Raw genomic sequence first — 18,918 nt, forward strand, 5'->3', positions numbered from 1 at the left:
CCCGGACTGGTAAAAGGCTGACCCTGCGCCGCTTCAGGCCACATGGCGCGCGGGCAGCATGGCTTCACGCGCATCGATCCGCTGCATGATGCGCCGCCCGAGGCGCTGCGACGGGCGCTCGACCAGGTGGTAACAGACCACCCCCACCAGCAGGCACAGGGCGAATATGGCCCCGACCGCCACAAGCCCCGCGGCAAGATCCAGTTGCCGCAGCCACGGCCCCATGCACCAGGCCAGAATGCCGATAATCAGGTAATGCGTCAGGTAAAACGAAAATGATATGCGCCCCAGCCACACCACTGGCGCCGAGGCCAGCAGCGCATTGACCACGCCGCGCTGGTAGGCGAGGCCAAATACCAGCGCCGTAAACCCGAACACGTCACACACCGGCACGACCGGAAAGAACAGGGTTGCGGCAATGAACCCCACGGCACCCAGCGTAATGGCCGCCGCATAACGCTCCGTGCTGTCAGGTGCGAGATGATAGACGCGATACAGCACGACCCCGGCCGTAAAACAGAAGAACATGCGTATGGCGCCAAACGTGCCCGTGGGGTTGTTGTTGGCGTGGTGGGCGGCAAACAGGATCACCACCAGTGCCGCCAGGCTTGCCGCGCACAGGGCCACAGCACTGCGCACCGATGTAATGCGCATCGCCAACATGGCCAGCATGGGGAACAGGATGTAACCCAGCACTTCCGCGCTCAGCGTCCATGATACGATATTCCACTCCCCCAGCTTCAGCACCGTCCAGCTCTGCACCAGCAGCAGCGTCTGCACGAAGCCAGGCCACGACAGGTTATGCGCCCTGTAGGCAAAGGCGGGGTCGGTATAGGCACGCTGCATGGCCACGTAACTCGGCGCAAACAGCACCAGCGGCACGATGGCCAGCAGAACGACTGTATTGAGCGGATAGACGCGAAAGAAACGGACAATAAAAAAGTCCCGTATCACCCGCCATGTCGGCACGCGGAACTGCGCCTCATGCACATGCATGAGAATGAATCCCGACAGCACAAAGAACAGATCAACGCCCCGGAAGCCATTGAACAGGAACAGCGAATGCAACAGCCATGGCATATGCAGCATATCGGCAGCCAGGCCATAAAAATGGGTGGTGAAAACCCACAGCGCCGCGATACCACGCACTCCTGTCAAACTGGGGATGGAACGGGCCCTGGGCATGTGATTCCCCCTTCAGAGATTGCCTGAACAACAACTCATCAACAAAAAAACTATAAAAGCTACCGGATGCCGCCTTTATTTCAAATCAGGCAACATGCGCTGAAGCCGCGCGGCGCGGACTTCACCAAAAACTGATTTATACTGCCGCGATGCTTCCGGGCGGCCGGAACCACCCCCCGGAAACAGCCTTCGCGCGCCTAGAAGAAGCGTTCTTCAATTGTCACGACATCACCAGGCAGCAGCACCGTCTCGCGTGAGATGCGGCCTTCATGCGCAGGGGTGTCGAGGTCTTCATGCCGCACGTCGTTCGCATGCCCCGTCACGGCGCGGTAAGTAAAGCCGCCCGCAAGCGCCACGGCGGTGAGCATGGTCATGCCCGGCTGGTAGGGATACTGGCCGGGATGATTGACCTCACCAAGGATATAGATCGGCCTGTACTGCGCGATCTCGACCGAAACGCTGGGCTGGTACAGAATGCCCTTCTTGGCCAGATCGGCGGCAATGCGCTGCGCGAGCGCCCCCGGTGCCGAACCCGCCGCCGGCACCACCCCAAGCAGCGGAAAATCGATATTGCCGTTGTCACTCACTGTAAAAGTGTTGCTCAACTGCGGGTCATTATAGGTAATGACCCGCACCTGATCGCCCGGCCCGAGGTGATAGGCCCGGCCATCCACCGGGGCGAAGGACTGTTCCCGCCCCGATGCGCATGAGCCTAGCGCCAGCAGGGCCGTGGCACCGATTGCGTGCAGTATTCCAGGCCGACACGTTTTCCGTATCATTGCAAACATGGCCACTCCCAAATCATTCAATGCTGTTTTTCTTCTTTCCGGGGGTGGGGCCATGTGGCCCCTTAGCCGGAGATGGAAAAACCCAATAGTACCGTATTGCTCGTAAACGTCGAAAGACGCCCCGGGATGTCCAGGTAATTCACGTTTCCGCCTGATGTGGCGTTATTGACATAGTTATAGGTAAGTGAGGCACGCACATGGCGATCGATGTTCCAGAACACCGTTCCGCCAAAATGAATCTGTTTTTGCAGGCGGCTGCCCTCAAGGCTCGCCACGGCCGAGCCCTGGGCCTGCTGGCCGGACTGCGAACTGCTTTCCCCGAACTCGCCATAGGCGCGCACGAACACGTTATGCCGCAGTTCATGATCCCATTGCAGCCGCACGTCGGTGATGACCTGATTGCGGGCGAAGGGGGTTTCAGGGTCGCTGATATGGCGGGCCGCGGTCAGGGTTACGGTATCGATACGGCGCGGCATCCACGCCACATTGGCCTCGAACGTGGGCGTGCTGACCGAGGGACTGTAGCCATTTTTGAAGCTGCGCGTCTCGCCACCAACAAGCAGGCGGTACTGCCACACCTGCCCGCGCCGGAAATCGACCCCCACAAACCCCGCCCCATCGGCGTAGTTGTTGGTCGAGGCCTGAACCGCCTGATCGAACTGCGCGGCCGATCCGCGCAGCACCGCGACAAGCGCATCCCCGCGTGAGAATTCGTAGCGCGAGGTCAGCGATCCGGTCTCGACCTTGTGGCTGATTGAATCATAATCAATCGAAATCGGCCCCGGCGCGGTGCCAAACGAGAAATCCTGATAGTCGAACGCCGGGATCAGGCTGAAGCGCCCGAACACCTTGGTATAGCTCAGCCGCCCGTCATTGACCTGGTAAGGCACGGGATAGACCACCCCATACACGCCCAGATTGGTGGCCGAAAGGTGATACTGATAGTGCGAGAAGGCCGCGCTGAGCGTGTCATGACCCAGGTTGAGCGAGCCGCCGATGCTGCCATGCCAGTTAGTGTAGCTGGCGATGGACTGGGTGGGGTAGCGGTGATCATCCATCCCCACCGAGGCGCCGAGCGCATGCCGCCGCCAGCGTGAACTCGCGCTGACATTGGCCGATGTCTGCACCGCCGGGCTGCCCGAACCGGGAATGCCCAGCGTATTGGTGTTGTAACCCACGTTTTCTGAAGCACTTGGCCTGAGCAGCCAACTGCCCATGCCGATTCCGTCACTCTGCTGGCCCATCATCTGGTGGGTCACGACCGAGCCGGTCAGGTCGGTGGAATAACCCGGCACATCAGAGGGAAAAAGCTGCTGGATCAGCTGGGCATGGGCCGCCTGCGCATGCAGCCCCACTCCCAGCGCCACCATGCTCCCCACCGACCCATACCGCAGGCCACGCCGCACCCCGCCGCGACCACGCAACCGCACTACCTTCATACCCTGCCCTAACCTAACCTGTAATCGTAACGCGGGGCTTTCCCCCCGCGCGTGGGACCAACCGGTGCACCATCTCATGCAGCCCCGGGTCCAGCCGGTAGGCGGCAAAAGCCATTGCCAGCCCCACCACCGCAGCAGCCCCCGCCGAGACCAGCAGGCTCATGGGAACAAGCAGACTCACAATCAATGCCCCTGTCATAATCATCATACCTGGCACAAGGCGCCAAGTCTGCCGTGACAGGCAATCCGACAACAGATAAAGCGCAATTAAATTAATCGTGACCCGCAGGGTCCACGCCGCCGCAGCCCCGGGCAGCCCCCACCATTTGATGAACAGCCACAGCACGCAAAAGAACGGCAGGATCTCGACCATCGATACCTTGGCCGTGATATGCGGCCGCCCCTGCCCCTGCAAAAGCCCGTATGGCAGGAAGGCAATGCCGTTGGTCCAGGCGCCAAACATCAGGATCTCGGCCACCGGGCGCGAAACATCGGCAAAGTTGCCGCCCACCCACATATGCAGGAACGCGCCCGAAAACACGATGCCCGGCGCGCAGATCATGCCAAAGCCATAGGTAAGCGACGACGTGGCCCGCCGCGTCAGGTCAACCGCCTCGCCGCGCTCGGCGCGTGACAGGCGCGGGAACAGCGTGCGGGCCAGGGCGGTTGCCACAACCTGCGAGCGCATGGCCAGGTTCATCGGCACGGTGTACTGCCCCACCGATGTAACACCCAGCGTGGCGCCAATGATAAGCTGGTTTGAGGTATCAAGCAGCGGGTTGATCAGGCTTGATATGCTGACCCACGAGCCATAGCCCAGCAGGCGCTTGAGCCATGTCACGTCAAAGTCGAGCGGGCGGATGGGCCATTCCAGCGCCATCACCACGCAGTAGGACAGCATGATCATGCCCAGCCGCGACAGCACGATGGAAGGCAGCACAACCGTAAGCTGTGGTCCCCATATATGGATGCAGATCAGCGGGATGATCTGCCCCGCCATGGTGGTGGAGGAATTGAGCATGTTGGAGAGCAGGAAGCGCTCGCGCGATTCCATCGCCCCCGTGGCCACGCCATTGATCATGCCCAGCGGCAGCATCACCGCCATCCACGGATAGGCATGCCGCGTCTCGGCCATCAGGTCAGGCGGAATACGCACGAAATGCAGCAGCACCATATCGCCAATGGGGTACAGGATCAGCCCGCCCAGCGCGCCAAGGCCAAGATTGCTGTAAAACGCGGTCATGAGCACGGGCGAGCGCTCGCGTGAGGTGGCATGCCCAAGCTGCGCCAGCGCATTGGCCGAGGCGCGCGACAGCCCGAAATCAAGAAACCCCAGATACCCCAGCAAAATCCATGAAATGGCGACAATGCCGTACCGGTCCGTGCCGATCAGGTGCAGGTAGAACGGCACCGTGCCCAGCGACACGATGATGGGAAAGATTGAGCCAAAGACATTGAACAGGAAATTGGTGGAAAACTTGTTCCTGGCCATCACTCCGCCCCTGCCGCGGCCATGTTGGCTTCAGGCCGCGCCCGGCCGAGCACCTGCTGGTACAGCCGCGCATATTCATGCGCCACGCTGTGCCAGTCATAACGGCTGGCCACATCCATGTTGCGCGCCCGCAGGGCATCTGCCGTCTCGGGCAGGCCGGCGGCCATGTCCTCGGCCTCGCGCGCGCCGGGGGCGAGATTGTCAGGGTCCACCATGACCCCTGCAGCACCCTGCTGCATGAGCCGCGCAAAGGGGGTGATGTTGCTCAGGATGGGCACAAGCCCCGCCGACATCGCCTCCACCGCCGCAAGGCCAAAGCCTTCATGTGCGGACAGGCAGCCAAAGAAACTGGCCTCCCCCATCAGGTTGCGCAGTTCGGCATCGGACGGGCCGGGCACGATGCGCAGGCTGTCCTCTATGCCGCAGGCACGGGCCTGCTGGCGCAGGTCATCCGCCGTGAGGTTGGAATCCTGCCCCGCCACGATCACCTTCCAGCCGGGGTTATAGGCCCGCAGCAGGGCCACAAGCTGGAACAGGAGCTTGAGGCGCTTGTGCACCGCAAAGCGGCCAAAGGCGAGGATGGTGCGGTTGGGCGTGCGCGACGCCGCATCGCGGAAGCGGGTCTGGTTGATGCCGTTCTCGATGGTGAGCAGGCGGCCCGCCGCCACATTGCGGAACAGGTCGGCATCGCTGTAGCTGCACGCCACGATCTTTTTATACGCCCGCACCGAGATGGGAGTGATGGTGCGGAACCAGACCTCCTTGATGCGCCTGAGCGCGCCGGTGTGGAAGAAGCCGCCATGGGTCGAGGCGATCATGGTCTTGCGGTGCAGCGGCCATGTCCAGGCCAGAAAATCAAAGAAGAAGTCGATCGCGTGCACGTGCAGCAGGTCAAATCCGCCAATATGCCGCAGCACCTGCGGGGCCAGCGGGTATTTGGTCGAACCCCGCCACGCCAGCCGGGTGACGGGTATGCCATCGACCACATCCCTGTGCGGCAGCTTGCCGGGGCGACCGAACACGGTGTCAAGCGTCAGCACCTCGGCGTCGATGCCCAGCCTCTGGCGCTGGCTGCGGGCAAGGTTGAGCAGGGAGTCTTCCAGCCCCCCGACCGAAGGGCTGAACTGGCGGCAGATATGCAGGACTTTCAATGTTTCATCCCCCCGTTTCTTACTGTTCATCAAAACGGCTCAGGATCCTGATATCCCTGTTGCCGTAACTGTAGCCCATCACGTCCATCGCGTTATCTTCCACCATGGTGGCGACCACACCGGCGAGGTGCGCGCCACAGGCTTCAAGCCGCTCCAGGCAGGCCATGACGGCACGCTGGGCCGTGCTCTTCCACCGGCACACGAAAATCACCTGATCGGCCATGTTCGCGTGCACTAGCGCATCGCTCAGCCCCAGCAGCGGCGGGCAGTCGATGATGATGAGTTCATAGGAATGCTTGAGCTCGACCAGCATCGCGCGCAGGCGGCGGATCTCGACGGGGCTGAAGGCGTGCTCGATGGTGCGGCCCGCCGGGATGTAGTCAAACCCGGCCTCGGGGTCGGTGCGGATCACGTCCGCCACCCGCACGCCACTCGTGACCAGATCGCTCATGCCCAGCGAAGGGCGGCCCGTGGCGCCATCGGTCAGATAATGATCGAGCATGCCGCGCCGGTGGTCGGCGTCGATCACCAGCACTTTCTGCCCGCCACGCCGTGCCACGGCGGCCATCCACAGCGCCAGCGTGCTCTTGCCTTCCTCCGGCCCGGCCGAGGTAATGGCAAGGCACAGCGGCTGCCCGCCTTCATGCACCCGCATGGAAAGCTGCATGACAAGGCTGCGCACCGCCTCGGTCGCGCGGGAATAGGGGTGGTCAAGCACATGCCGGCGCACGGTCTGCTCGCTGCGGCCACCCACCTTGGGCACCACGGCCAGCAGCGGCAGCGGAATGGCAGCACGCAGGCGCTCGATCTCGGTAAAGCCCGCCGTGAAGTAATCGCGCAGCAGCACGGCGCCTGCCCCTGCGGCTAGGGCGACCGCAATCAGCCCGATACCAAGCTTCTTGCGATTGGGGAAGCTGGGCACGTCAGGCGCCGAGGCATGTGACACCATGGCGATGGGCGGCTGCAGCAGGGCGGCGCGGTCGACCACCTCCTTCGCGTGCTCGAGGAAGGTTTCATACACCGTGCGCGCGCTCTGCGCTTCCTGATCGAGCGTGCGGTATTCCGCCTGCGGGCCGCTCTGCCCACCTGCCTTCTGGCGCAGCAGGTCAAGGTTTTCGTTCAGGCGGTCCACCTCGGCGCGGGCGGAGATCTGGTCCTCGCGGATAGTGTTCAACGCAGCCTGCGTCTCGGCGGCAAGGCTTGCCTTTGTGGTGGCGATCTGCTGGTCAAGCGCGCGCAGGCGGGGGTGCTGGGGGCCGTAGGTGGCGGCCTCCTCCTGGCGCGTGCTTTCAAGCTGCATGAGCGAATTGGCGGTAGCCACCAGGATCGGCTCCTGCGACAGGGCGACGGCCGCACGCGCATCGCCACGGGCTGCCGCGTCCTTCAGGGCATCGGCACGGGCCTGGGCTGCGGCAAGGCGGCCCTGCGCCTGGCTGAGGTTGGAGGCCGTATCGGCAATCTGGCGTTCGATCAGCGGGCTTGAGGTGCTGCCCTCATTCGTGTTGGTCAGGCCATGGGCGTTATCAAAGGCGTTGGCCTTCTGCACCGCATCGAGCCAACGCTGGCGCAGGGCGGCGGTGCGGCTGTCGAGCCATGCCGCCACGCGGTTGATGTCCGCCGTCTGGCGGGCAAGGGCAATGCGCTGGTAATTGGTCACCACCGCATCGGCCAGGGCTGCGGCCCGCACCGGGTCGCCATCGACCACGCTGATGTCAAGGATCTGGGTGCGTGGCTCGGGTGTTATGGTCAGGCTGTTGAGGAAGGCGTCCTCCTCATGCATGCGCTGCACCTGCGGGTCCACCGGTTTTGCTACATGGCACAGAAAACCCAGCCCCATGTGGCACAGCCGGTCGCGCAGGCCGGCATGGGCAGGCTGGGCAGGGGGCGGCAGTTGCGCCAGCACGGCGGCGGCCACGTCGCGCGAATGGATCATCGCGGCCTCGGTCGAGACCAGTTCATCATCCGGCGGCGCCTGGTTCTGCTGCTGGCCGTTGGGGGCGAGCGGGTCCTGCTGCGCATGCCCTGCCACCACGACCGTGGCGGTGGCCGTGTAGCGCGGCTTGAGCGAGAGCGTGACAGCGCCCCCTACCCCCACCACGCCAAGCACGGTCAGGGCAAACAGCATCCGGTGCCGCAGGAAGGCGCGGCATGTCTGGCGAATGACGAGGCCGACATCCTGTGCGGTCCATGACATTGAAGGGTTCCGTCCCTGTATGGAAACATAATTCATGCTGTTTACCCGGCGAGTTTCCGTGAGAGGGGGGAGGTTGCCCGCAGGCGAAGCCTGCGCTGCAGGTAGACAAGGACATAGAAGCCGAACACCGGCAGCCCCAGCACGTAGCGCCGCCATAGCCTGCGCGGCTCGCGCATCAGGCGCACCAGCCATTCCAGCCCCATATTGGCCACCCATCGCGGCGGCCTGCGCACCCGGCCCGCCGCATGGTCGACCAGCGCCCCCGCCGTGATGAACACGCCGGTGGGCAGATGGTCGATATTGTCACGCAGCCAGATTTCCTGCCGGGGCATGCCCATGGTCAGCAGGATGATGTCGGGCTTTGTCGCCAGCAGGCGTTCAAGCAGTTGCGTGGACTCACGCGAGCCGGGTGTCAGATCAAAAAAACCATGTTGCGTGCCCACTGTCCGCACGCCATAGCGTGCAGAGAAGGTTTCCGCCGCAACATCGACCACGCCGGGCTGCCCCCCGATCCAGAACACCGAAGCCTCGGGCCCCAGGCGCTCGAGCACCGGGCCGATCCATTCCGGCGGCGTGGTGCGCGGCAGCGAGCGACCGGTCAGCACGCGGGCGGCAAGCTGCACGCCCGCGCCATCACAGAACGCGATATCCGCCCGACGAAACAGCCCGCGCAGCCACGGGTGTTTTTGTGATTCGACCGCCATATGGGCATTGGCGTTGACGATGGCCATTTTCCGCCCGCCCTTTACGGCGTCGATCACGCGCGTGACAATTTCACCGCGCGTGATGTCATGCAGGGGCAGGCCCATGACATCGACAATCGCATCATCCAGTTTTATTTCCGTATTCGCGTTCATTTTGAATACACCGTTCATCATTATTGCAGTTCAGGAATTCAGAACGCATTCCGTGAGAAAATTTCGCGCTTGATGGTCAGGAAGATGATTTTCATATCCAGCCAGATCGACCAAGCGCGTATGTATTCCAGGTCCAGCACCACGCGGCGGCGCAGGTCCTCGCGCGTGACGAGTTCCCCGCGTGAGCCGTTGATCTGCGCCCAGCCGGTAATGCCGGGCTGCACGCGGTGGCGGGCCACGTATTCTTCCATCGCCTCGTGCAGCAACTGCCCGCCTGCGCGGGTCTGGGGCGCATGCGGGCGGGGGCCGACCAGCGACATGTCGCCACGCAGCACATTAAAAAGCTGGGGCAGTTCATCAATGCTCAGCCGCCGGATCACCCGGCCCACGCGCGTCACGCGCGGGTCGGTGCGCGAGGTCTGGCGCACAGCGCCACTATCGGCCATGTCGGTATACATGGAGCGGAACTTGAACACGTTGAAATAGCAGTTGTTGAAGCCCTGGCGTGGCTGGCAGAACAGCACCGGCCCGCGGGAATCCAGCTTGATGGCCAGCGCCACGAGGGCGAGGACGGGGGCGATCGCAATCAGGATCAGCACGCTGGCACTCAGGTCGAACGCGCGCTTTTCCAGCATGTCCCACTCGCTCAGGGGGCGGCGCTGCAGCACCGTGAGCGAAAATGGCCCGAAGCGCTCGACGGGCCAGAAGTGGCAGTCCTCCGTCATCAGGGTCGGCACGACATAAACATCGGCCAGCACGCCGCGCAGCCGCCACAGCACATCCATCACATGCTGCTGGCCACCTTCAGCGGGGGGGAAACTCATGATGACGGCGTCAATGCCATCCTCGCGCCCGCGCTGCACGAGCTCATCAATCGTGCCGTCAACATTGCTGCCCTGATCATCAAATACGCCAACAAGGCGGAACATGTTCTGCATGCGGGTATTGATGCGCGCGGCCATCTGGGTCGCTTCCGCGCCTGAACCGATAATCGCCACCTTGCGCGTCAGGCGATGGGCCATCGCCTCCGTATGCAGCACATAAGTACCGATGATCCGTTCAGCCGCCAGCGCCACCGCAACAAAGACCAGCCACTCCGCCCCCATCCGCACCGCAACGCCCACCGGCCAGGACAGCATGACCAGAATGGCGCAGAACACGATCAGGCCAAACACAACGGGGGGCACGAGATAACGGAACTGGAAAGAGAACCGGGTGATATCGGGAATGTCGAGCAGTGGTACATTTTTGGGAAACAGGAAGAACGCACCCCCCGCCATGACATTGGCCAGCAGAAGCGCGCCAGAGAGTTCGGGCGTATCGTAAATGCGCTGCCAGGCGATGCAGGCCACGACGGCAAAGCACACGCACATCGCATCTGACAGCACCACCACCTGCGACACGACGGGATGACGGTAGGAAAAGCTGCTTTCACCTGCCCGGTGCATCAGGCGCCACCGCGAAGAGATGTCATCGACCCCCGCTGATAGCGACAGGTCGGATTCACCATTTTCCAAATGCCTGAGTGCCTCGCTCATCTTGAAACATCTCCTGTCAACGCGGGCCGTGGCCTGCCACCGGATACAGCTTCCCTTGCCATTCCCCCGCATTACGCAACACGGGCACCAAACACTCTTCGCCTTTTTATTGTTTTTATGACTTTCGGGGCATCGTTTCCCGTAGCGGCATTATTCTGGGTATTTTAGGGCCAAAATATGTCATTGCCGCAGTACGGAAACATGATTTACGCGTCACATCTTATTTATTAAAAAATTAACGAATTAATGAAACCGTTATTATAACGAAACAAACACCACGCACCCCGGCCCCATTCCTCTTTCATGGGGCATTCACGGGCAGATGCCCCCGAATGCCCCCATGCCTGCATGTTACTGCCGTCCGTATGTATCCTCGAAGCGGACGATGTCGTCTTCCCCAAGATATGGCCCGGACTGCACCTCAATGAGAGTGAGTGGAATGCGGCCAGGATTTTCCAGGCGATGCATACAGCCTAACGGCAGATAGACACTTTCGTTTTCCTGTATCAGCAGATTTTCATCATCGCGCGTGACCAATGCCGTGCCGCTGACCACAACCCAGTGCTCGGCGCGGTGGAAATGCTTCTGCAACGAGAGTTTCTGCCCCGGATAGACCACGATGCGCTTGACCTGAAACCGCTCGCCCTGGATCAGCCCCTCGTAAAAACCCCAGGGCCGGTAACAGCGATTATGAATTTCGGCTTCCGTCCGGCTGGCCTTTTTCAGTTGCGCCACAAGGGCCGAGACATCCTGCGCGTAATCACGATGGATGGCGAGCACCGCATCCGTCGTGACAACCAGCACGATATCGGTCAGTCCCGCCACCGCCGTCAGCATGCCCTCGCTGCGCACGTAACAGTTATGGGACTGCTCGAGCACCACGTCGCCCACGACCACGTTGCCGCCTGCATCCTTGTCGCCCAGTTCCCACAGTGCATTCCAGTTGCCTACATCCGACCAGCCCAGATCAGCGGGAATGACCATTGCGCGATCAGTGCGTTCCATCACGGCATAATCGATGCTCACGTTCGGGCAGCGCAGGAAGGATTCCGCCTCAAGCCTGCGGAAGGTCAGGTCATGCTGGCTGCGGGCCAGGGCGGTGCGCACATTTTCAAGCACCTCGGGCTCATGCCGGGCCAGTTCGTCCAGCATGACGGAGGCTGGCGCCATGAACATGCCCGAATTCCACAGATACCCCCCTTCGCGCAGCATCTCGGTCGCGCGCAGGTGGTCCGGCTTTTCAATAAACTGCGTGACGCGGTACACCCCCTCATCAGGCTGGTCGGGGTGCAGCGGCGCGCCCGTGCGGATATAGCCATAGCCTGTCTCGGCCACGTCGGGCTTCATGCCGAAGGTGACGATATAACCTTCACGCGCCACTTTCGCGGCTTTTTCCAGCACGGCGGGCAGGCGCTCGGGGTAGCGGAAGGCGGCATCGGCGGCCATGATCCACAGCAGGGTTTCGGGGTTGTCCTGCGCGGCCACGAGGGCGGCTGCGGCAATGGCGGCGGCCGTGTTGCGCACGGCAGGCTCAAGGATGATGCGACCGTTCTCGCAGCCATTCTCGCGCAGCTGTTCGGCCACGAGAAAGCGATGCGCCTGGTTGCACACCACGATGGGCGGCGCAAAGGCCTCGCCCATGGCGCGTTGCAGGGTTTCACCGATCATGGTCTGCTTTGAGGCCAGCGCCCAGAACTGCTTGGGGTGGCTGGCGCGCGAGACCGGCCACAGCCGCGTGCCCGTGCCACCCGAGAGCACGATGGGCGTAATGGGCGGCAAGGCGGTTTCAGGGTTGGGTACGGTTACATCCGTCGCTGTCATAAACGTCATGGATCGTGTCTCCGTCCTGCGGGTTTCATGTCACGCCGGCACGCTGCCCCCGGTGGCGGGTGGCAGCGGCAAGGTTGCGGACATTCATGTGGTGAACGCACTAAGCCAGAATTTTTTTGTCAAGAATGTGGTGGGCAAACATATTTTTGTCGTGTTCATGCCTTTGTGTGTCACTGGCATGAAATATTCGGCACGACGGAACCGACATGCCTTATTACTTTTTCATTGTTTCAAGCTGATTTGAAAAACGCTACACGCGGGCCTGCAAGTGAAAGCAGGTTCACAGACAGACCAGGGAGGTCCAGGTGCGAATTGCTATGATCGGTGGAGGCTACGTGGGGTTGGTCTCCGGCACATGTTTTGCGGAATTCGGCACGGATGTTGCCATTGTTGAAACCAACCCCGACCGTCTGGCCGCCTTGCGTGAAGGGCGGATCCCGATTTATGAACCCGGCCTCGACCGCCTGGTGGCGGAAAATGTGGAGGCGGGGCGCCTGACGTTTGGCGATGACATGGCCGCTGCCGTAAAGGGGGCTGATGCCGTGTTCGTGGCCGTGGGCACGCCCTCGCGCCGGGGCGACGGGCAGGCCGATACGAGTTACGTCTATGCCGCGGTCGAGCAGGTCGCGCGCGTGGCCGAGGGTTATACGCTGATCGTGACCAAATCCACCGTGCCGGTGGGCACCGGGCGCGAGATTGCCAAGATCGTGCACGCGACGCGGCCGGACCTCGATTTCGATGTCGCATCGAATCCCGAGTTCCTGCGCGAGGGCAACGCCATTGTCGATTTCATGAAGCCCGACCGGGTCATTATCGGCACAGACCAGTCAAAGCCGGGCGGCACGGAGCGCGCGCAGAACATCCTGCGCAAGCTTTACCGCCCGCTCTACCTGCTTGAGCGCCCCATTGTCTTTACCGGCCTGGAAACGGCGGAACTGATCAAATACGCCGCCAACTCCTTCCTGGCCATGAAGATCACCTTCATCAACGAGATTTCTGACCTGTGCGAGAAGGTGGGCGCAGATGTGAATGATGTCGCCCGCTCCATCGGGCTTGACGGGCGCATCGGCAAGAAGTTCCTCCACCCCAGCCCCGGCTTTGGTGGGTCGTGCTTCCCCAAGGATACGCGCGCGCTGACCGCCATCGGGCGCAACGCGGGCTCGCCCGTGCGGCTGATCGAAACCACGGTTGCCGTCAATGAACTGCGCATGAAGGCCATGGGCGAGCGCGTGATCGCGCTGGCGGGCGGCGATGTGAAGGGCCTGACGATTGGCGTGCTCGGCCTGACCTTCAAGCCCGAGACCGATGACATGCGCGAGGCGGCCTCGATTGTCGTGCTTGACCAGCTCGACAAGGCGGGCGCGCAGATCCGTGCGTTCGACCCCGCAGGCATGGAAACGGCCCGCCCCGTGCTGCCCCAGGGCGTGACCTACTGCAAGGACGCGCTTGATGCCGCCACGGGGGCGGATATTCTCGTGGTGCTGACCGAGTGGAATGAATTCCGCTCCCTCTCCCCCGAGAAGCTCAAGACCCGCATGACAGGCCGCAAGGTTGCTGACCTGCGCAACATCTGGGATCCCGAGAGCCTGAAGGAAGCGGGCTTCGATTACATCTCGCTCGGCCGGCCGGACATGGTGCACACCGCCTGATGCCGTAAAACGCAATCCGGGCCATGCAGGATGCTGCATGGCCCGGATCAGATGAAATCATGACAAAAAAGCATCAGGTGCCGCAGGCAGGCTTTGCCTGAAGCGGCCCTGCTGTTTCAGGAATGGCAGAGGCGCCGCCGCACCGCAGCCCCGACCTGACAGATCATGGCGGGCAGAAAGGCGGGCCGGTCCATGGCGCGCCGCATGATCGCCCCCACGGCACCCGCGCGCAGGGCGGTTGATACGAAGTGGGAATCATCAAGCCGCTGCAACCCCTCCGCGCGCTGGCGCAGCAGGTCGACAAGCACGGGGTCATTGCTGATTCGCGGGTCACGCGCCAGCGCCAGCGCCATGTCACGCATGTCGCGATAGGCAATGATGGTGCGTGACATGCCGGATGCCCGGCCACTCACGCTGCCCTGGCGCTGGGTGTAAAGATAGGTGGCCTGATCGATCAGGCACAGCCGCCCCCCCGCAAGCAGGAACGAGACCACCAGCAGGAAGTCCTCCCCATGCCGCACCAGCGGGTCATATTGCAGCGCATGGGCGTTAAGGAATGACCGCCGGAACATCGGCTTGAGCAGGCCCCAGTCAAACCCCCCGCCGCCTGAACGGTTATGGCGCACGTAGTCATGCAGGCTGATGGGCTGGAGCGGCACCTGCCCTGCCCCCATCGCCCGCCCTGTCACCTGCCCTGCCATGGCGTCGTAATAGCCCAGATCATCGGCCACGGCGTCGCAGTCATCATGCGCCGCGCGTGCCATGAGCACTTCAAGCCGGTCGGGGGCAAAGGCGTCATCGCCATCAAGAAAAGCGACCCAGTCCCCCCTCGCCACGGCCAGGCCGGTATTACGCGCGACAGACGGGCCGCCATTGGCAACAGTGGACACGACACGGATGGAGTCATGCACGCGCGCCACCCGGCGCAGCAGGTCGGCCGTGTTATCGGTGGAGCAGTCATCCACCACCACGATTTCAAGTGGCGGCTGCGTCTGCTCCAGCGCTGAATTGACGGCCCGCATGATGAAATCCTGCGCGTTATACGCCGTGATGATCAGGGTGACGGACATGGGAGCGGTCATGAGATGCGTCCTGTCATGCTATCGTAAATCTTCTCCAGCATGCCCGCCCAGTAGGACAGGTCATGGTGCTTAGCCACAAAAGCGGGGCCTGCGGCGGACATGCGGGCTGCCAGCGCATCATCACGCAGCAGCCGGATCAGGTAGGCGCTCAGGGCCGCCACGTCGCCTTCGGCAAAGGCGAAGCCGGTCTTGCCATGCTCGATGCCCTCGGTGGCGCCACCACGGGCGGATGTGACCACCGGCACGCCACAGGCCTGGGCCTCGAGCAGGACAAGGCCCATGCCCTCGGCATCGCCATTGGCCGCCGTGACGCTGGGCAGGCAGAACACCCGCGCCTGCGCCAGCAGCGGCTGCATCTCGGCTGCAGAATAGCGGCCATTGAACGTAACGCCCCCGATATCAGCCGCGAGGCCTGCCAGCATGTTGCGCTCCGGCCCGTCGCCTGCAATGAGCAGGCGGGCATCGGGCACCTGCGCGCGCACGCTGCGAAAGGCCTCGATAAGATGGCGGCAGCCCTTTTTCTCCACCAGTCGGCCAGCGAACAGGATGACCGGCGCGCGCTCGGCCACGGGTGGCCCGGCGGGGTGAAAGCGGGTCAGGTCGATGCCTATGGGGCAGACATGAATGCGCTGTTCGGGCAGGCCCGCACGGATTGCCGCCTCGCGGATGCTATGCGACACCGCGACATAATTGACCTGCGGAATACTGGCCAGGTGCCTGAGCCTGCGCGGATAGGCCCGCCAGCGCCGCCCGCCGCCACCTGCGGCAAACCATTCCATGCGCGTCGTGATGTCGGAGCCATGCAGGGTGACCAGCAATGGCACGCCCAGCGCATGGGCCAGAGGCCAGGCCTCCACCCCGTCAAAGCCGAAATGGGCGTGCACCAGCCGGGGCGCGAAGCCCTGCGCTAAAGTGAGCATGCCCGGCACCGGGCGCTCGAACATGCGTGCCGCCATGCCGGTCAGGCGCTGCAGGAATGTAGGCGGCCCGTCATGCAGCGCGCGCACGTCCATGCCATCAAGCGGCAGTTGGCCTATGGTGCGCTCGCCCAGCAGCACGGGCCGCCAGCGCCGCAGGCCACGCGCCTGATCCCGCACGAATGTCTCGGACAGGGGCAGGATCTGGGTGCGGTAGATTGCAACCGTAGGCGCGGTTGCATCCGCCATGACCGATCCCGCGCCCGCCTCAGGCATGCCGGTCATGCCGCCACGGCCTCGCCGGGGGCAGGACAGGCCTGGCCGCGATGGCAGGCGCGGTCGGTGCGGGAGGATTCATGGCCAAAACGCCGCACCAGCGGGGCAAGCAGCACGCCAAGCACCGCATCCTTCTGCATGGCGCGCGGGCCAAATGTCCAGAACGAGCGCTCGCTATAGCCCCCCGCGCGCACCAGCCGCACAAAGGCGGCAATACGGCGCGGCAGGCTTGCGGAACATACCTCGGCACGCGTGGCGTATAGCGACTCAAGCGCCCCCCACGCCCGCGCTGCAGTGCGTGCGCGGGTGCGCAGGGCCTCGGGCCATGAGGGGGTCAGGGCCAGGTCGGCAAACAGGTTGCTGTCCTGCACTGTCATACGCGCAAGGTAGCGGTAGGTATCGGCCCGGTCTTCCAGCCGGTAGCGCCAGCGGTCAAGAAAAGTGGGCTGCGTGCGCTTGCCCGAGCCCACCGTATTGCCGCCATGCAGGCGGTATTCGGTCAGTTCCTCATCAATATAGGCAATCGAGCCGACGCCTGAGGCTACAAGGAAGTAGAACAGGTCATGACCCATTTCCTTGCCGGGGTTGTAGTGGTCTCGCATGCGCGACCACAGGGCACCCGCAGGCTTGAGGTCGGCGCGGAAGGTCTGCATGTACCCGTAGGAAAAGCTCCACGGTTGCAGGGTCAGCGGCCGGGCAACGGGCGGCATGGGGGGCGTGGCATAGAAGGTGGAGATGGACCTGCGGTTTTCATCAACGAGCCGCGCGTTGTGATAGACCATCATCACATCGGGGTCGTTGAGAAAGACCTCGCGCACGCGCGCGAGGTTGTCAGGCTTCCAGTAATCATCCTGATCGCAGAACGAGATCAGATCGCCCGTGCTCAGGGTAACGGCATGCATGAAGTTGCCCTTATAGCCCAGCCGCGTGGCATTGCGGTGCACCTGCACGGGAAAAGGCGCGTTACGGGCAAAATCGGCCACGATGTCGAGCGTTGCATCGGTCGAGCCATCATCGGTCACGATCAGCTCGGCAGGCAGGCAGGTCTGCGCTGCCAGGCTGTCGAGCTGCTCGCGGATATGGGTCGCGCCATTATAGGTGGCCATGACAATGGAAATACGGGGACCGGGATCACCTGCCTCACTCATGTTCTCGCTCTTTCCTGTGCTTGTGCGGGGCTTGGCCTGCGCTCAGACATGTGTGTCGGGATATGCTTCGGGTGTAAGGATGCGCTGCACGATCTCGGGCCAGCCATGGGCCTCGAGTTCGATCACATCAGATGAGCGCAGGGCATCGGCAATGGCCTGGCCGATCGAATGTTCATCGCCCGGTCGGTAGCCATACCGGCCGGGCGTGTCATTGAGCGCAAAATCGGGGCATACGGCAGGAATGCCAAACAGCGCAAACTGCCGCAGCTTGAGCGATGTATCGAGCAGGTAGCGCGGCGTGTTGGCGTCACGGTAGGGCGCTATGCCAAAACTTGCGTGCTGGAGATAGGACAGCGTGCGTTCAAACGCCATCTCGGGGTGGATGATGATGTTGGGCGCATCCAGCCCTTCGGTTGCGCGCCCTGCCCCGATGATATGAAAATCGATATCGGGCCGCAGCCTCGCCGCAATCTGGAAAAATGTTTTGTCGAACAGCATCGAGCCGATCGAAACACAGCTTATGCGGCCGGGCGTGTAGGGATTGGGATAGGTTTTATCGGCAATGCTGCGATCAATGCCATGCGGCGCGAACACCGCCGAACGCGCGTGGGGCAGCCGCTCGAGCAGATAGCGCGAGGGCATGCGCACGGTGTCGATCATATCGAAATTACGCACGAAATCATTCTTGATGGTATCCGCACAGCCCACGACCTCAAGGTCATCGGACATCAGGTAGATAATGCGCGCTGTGGGATTAAGTTTCCTGACATCGCGGATAAATATTGGCGCCATGCCCGATTCAATAAAAACCGTATCGGCGCGGCGGATCCATCTGCGCGCAATGGCGGGCAGCATCTGCCGGTAAAGCCAGAACAGACCGCGCTCAAGGGGTGCAAGCGCCTTTCTGCGCATGTTGAAAGGGTGCCATTTCATGCGCCACAGGTAGCATTCCACGCCATCGACCGTTTCCACCTTATTGGCGCGCGCGGCAAGGTTGGCGCGCGTATCGCCGCGCCGCAGCGACAGGTCGCTCAACCCGATGGACAGGAAGGCCGTTGGCCCGCGATGCGCCATTTCCGCTGCAATGAAATGAATACTTGCCTTGCGCAGACTACGAAAATCATGAACGGAAATGAACAGCGACCGTGTCATGGAAGGGTGTACTCCTGCCTTGCAACCATTCTTCATGCTCCTGCACGCGCAACGACAGGCGCACCCGCCGGTTCATTGTGGCTGCATGAACATATGCGAGAGCACCAGCAGCCCTTTTCACGCAGGCGCCAAATCCACCCGCACATTGCGGCAGGATCATGACATGATCGTGCTCTGAAAAAGGCGTTCAGACAAAGAATTGTGTAGGGATATTTATTGT

General features: G+C 62.5%; 15 protein-coding genes. 2 read left to right on the forward strand and 13 right to left on the reverse strand.

All coding sequences use genetic code 11. The annotated features are described in order from the left end of the window. Window positions 1-33: 33 nt before the first annotated feature. From R5N89_RS09535 to R5N89_RS09575, 9 genes are all read right to left on the reverse strand, one after another. Window positions 34-1,185, reverse strand: a complete 1,152-nt coding sequence (locus R5N89_RS09535; RefSeq protein ID WP_110569127.1) for an acyltransferase — start codon at window positions 1,183-1,185, stop codon at window positions 34-36. 197 nt (window positions 1,186-1,382) lie between these two features. After that, the gene (locus tag R5N89_RS09540) at window positions 1,383-1,973 is read right to left on the reverse strand and encodes a polysaccharide biosynthesis/export family protein (protein WP_110569128.1); all 591 of its coding nucleotides are present in this window, start codon (window positions 1,971-1,973) and stop codon (window positions 1,383-1,385) included. 62 nt (window positions 1,974-2,035) lie between these two features. Beyond that, on the reverse strand, window positions 2,036-3,412 hold the full coding sequence (locus R5N89_RS09545) for an outer membrane beta-barrel protein (RefSeq protein WP_110569129.1): 1,377 nt from the start codon (window positions 3,410-3,412) through the stop codon (window positions 2,036-2,038). 13 nt (window positions 3,413-3,425) lie between these two features. After that, window positions 3,426-4,904, reverse strand: a complete 1,479-nt coding sequence (locus R5N89_RS09550; protein WP_110569130.1) for a flippase — start codon at window positions 4,902-4,904, stop codon at window positions 3,426-3,428. Further along, window positions 4,904-6,055 carry a glycosyltransferase family 4 protein gene (locus tag R5N89_RS09555; protein WP_110569170.1) on the reverse strand — a complete coding sequence of 384 codons (1,152 nt, stop codon included), beginning with the start codon at window positions 6,053-6,055 and terminating at the stop codon, window positions 4,904-4,906. The genes R5N89_RS09550 and R5N89_RS09555 overlap by 1 nt, the downstream gene beginning before the upstream one ends. Window positions 6,056-6,074: 19 nt before the next feature. Then, window positions 6,075-8,249 (reverse strand): polysaccharide biosynthesis tyrosine autokinase, encoded by a 2,175-nt coding sequence (locus R5N89_RS09560; RefSeq protein WP_110569131.1) that lies wholly within the window; start codon window positions 8,247-8,249, stop codon window positions 6,075-6,077. Between the two features lie 41 nt (window positions 8,250-8,290). Beyond that, complete coding sequence (locus R5N89_RS09565; protein WP_208624682.1) at window positions 8,291-9,106, reverse strand: WecB/TagA/CpsF family glycosyltransferase; 816 nt, start codon at window positions 9,104-9,106, stop codon at window positions 8,291-8,293. Window positions 9,107-9,144: 38 nt separating this feature from the next. Further along, window positions 9,145-10,644 carry an exopolysaccharide biosynthesis polyprenyl glycosylphosphotransferase gene (locus R5N89_RS09570; protein ID WP_244192171.1) on the reverse strand — a complete coding sequence of 500 codons (1,500 nt, stop codon included), beginning with the start codon at window positions 10,642-10,644 and terminating at the stop codon, window positions 9,145-9,147. A gap of 351 nt (window positions 10,645-10,995) precedes the next feature. Then, window positions 10,996-12,474, reverse strand: coding sequence for a mannose-1-phosphate guanylyltransferase/mannose-6-phosphate isomerase (locus R5N89_RS09575; RefSeq protein ID WP_110569133.1), 1,479 nt, complete (start codon window positions 12,472-12,474; stop codon window positions 10,996-10,998). Here R5N89_RS09575 and R5N89_RS09580 point away from each other — a divergent pair. Together R5N89_RS09580 and R5N89_RS09585 are read left to right on the forward strand one after the other, a co-directional pair. Continuing rightward, complete coding sequence (locus R5N89_RS09580) at window positions 12,473-12,718, forward strand: hypothetical protein (protein ID WP_146220204.1); 246 nt, start codon at window positions 12,473-12,475, stop codon at window positions 12,716-12,718. The two genes, R5N89_RS09575 and R5N89_RS09580, sit on opposite strands and share 2 nt — an antisense overlap. A gap of 73 nt (window positions 12,719-12,791) precedes the next feature. Further along, the gene (locus R5N89_RS09585; RefSeq protein WP_110569134.1) at window positions 12,792-14,123 is read left to right on the forward strand and encodes a UDP-glucose/GDP-mannose dehydrogenase family protein; all 1,332 of its coding nucleotides are present in this window, start codon (window positions 12,792-12,794) and stop codon (window positions 14,121-14,123) included. 116 nt (window positions 14,124-14,239) lie between these two features. Here R5N89_RS09585 and R5N89_RS09590 read toward each other — a convergent pair whose 3' ends face one another. Genes R5N89_RS09590 through R5N89_RS09605 form a run of 4 tightly spaced genes read right to left on the reverse strand, consistent with a single transcriptional unit; the run spans window position 14,240 to window position 18,698 of the window. Continuing rightward, a complete protein-coding gene (locus R5N89_RS09590) occupies window positions 14,240-15,205 on the reverse strand; it encodes a glycosyltransferase family 2 protein (protein ID WP_110569135.1) in 966 nt (321 codons plus the stop codon). Continuing rightward, on the reverse strand, window positions 15,202-16,407 hold the full coding sequence (locus R5N89_RS09595; protein WP_110569136.1) for a glycosyltransferase: 1,206 nt from the start codon (window positions 16,405-16,407) through the stop codon (window positions 15,202-15,204). The genes R5N89_RS09590 and R5N89_RS09595 overlap by 4 nt, the downstream gene beginning before the upstream one ends. Continuing rightward, window positions 16,404-17,546, reverse strand: a complete 1,143-nt coding sequence (locus R5N89_RS09600) for a glycosyltransferase (RefSeq protein ID WP_110569137.1) — start codon at window positions 17,544-17,546, stop codon at window positions 16,404-16,406. The genes R5N89_RS09595 and R5N89_RS09600 overlap by 4 nt, the downstream gene beginning before the upstream one ends. 42 nt (window positions 17,547-17,588) lie before the next feature. After that, window positions 17,589-18,698 (reverse strand): polysaccharide biosynthesis protein GumK, encoded by a 1,110-nt coding sequence (locus tag R5N89_RS09605; protein ID WP_110569138.1) that lies wholly within the window; start codon window positions 18,696-18,698, stop codon window positions 17,589-17,591. Window positions 18,699-18,918: the final 220 nt, after the last annotated feature.

Source organism: Komagataeibacter sucrofermentans DSM 15973 (assembly GCF_040581405.1).
Lineage (GTDB): Bacteria > Pseudomonadota > Alphaproteobacteria > Acetobacterales > Acetobacteraceae > Komagataeibacter > Komagataeibacter sucrofermentans.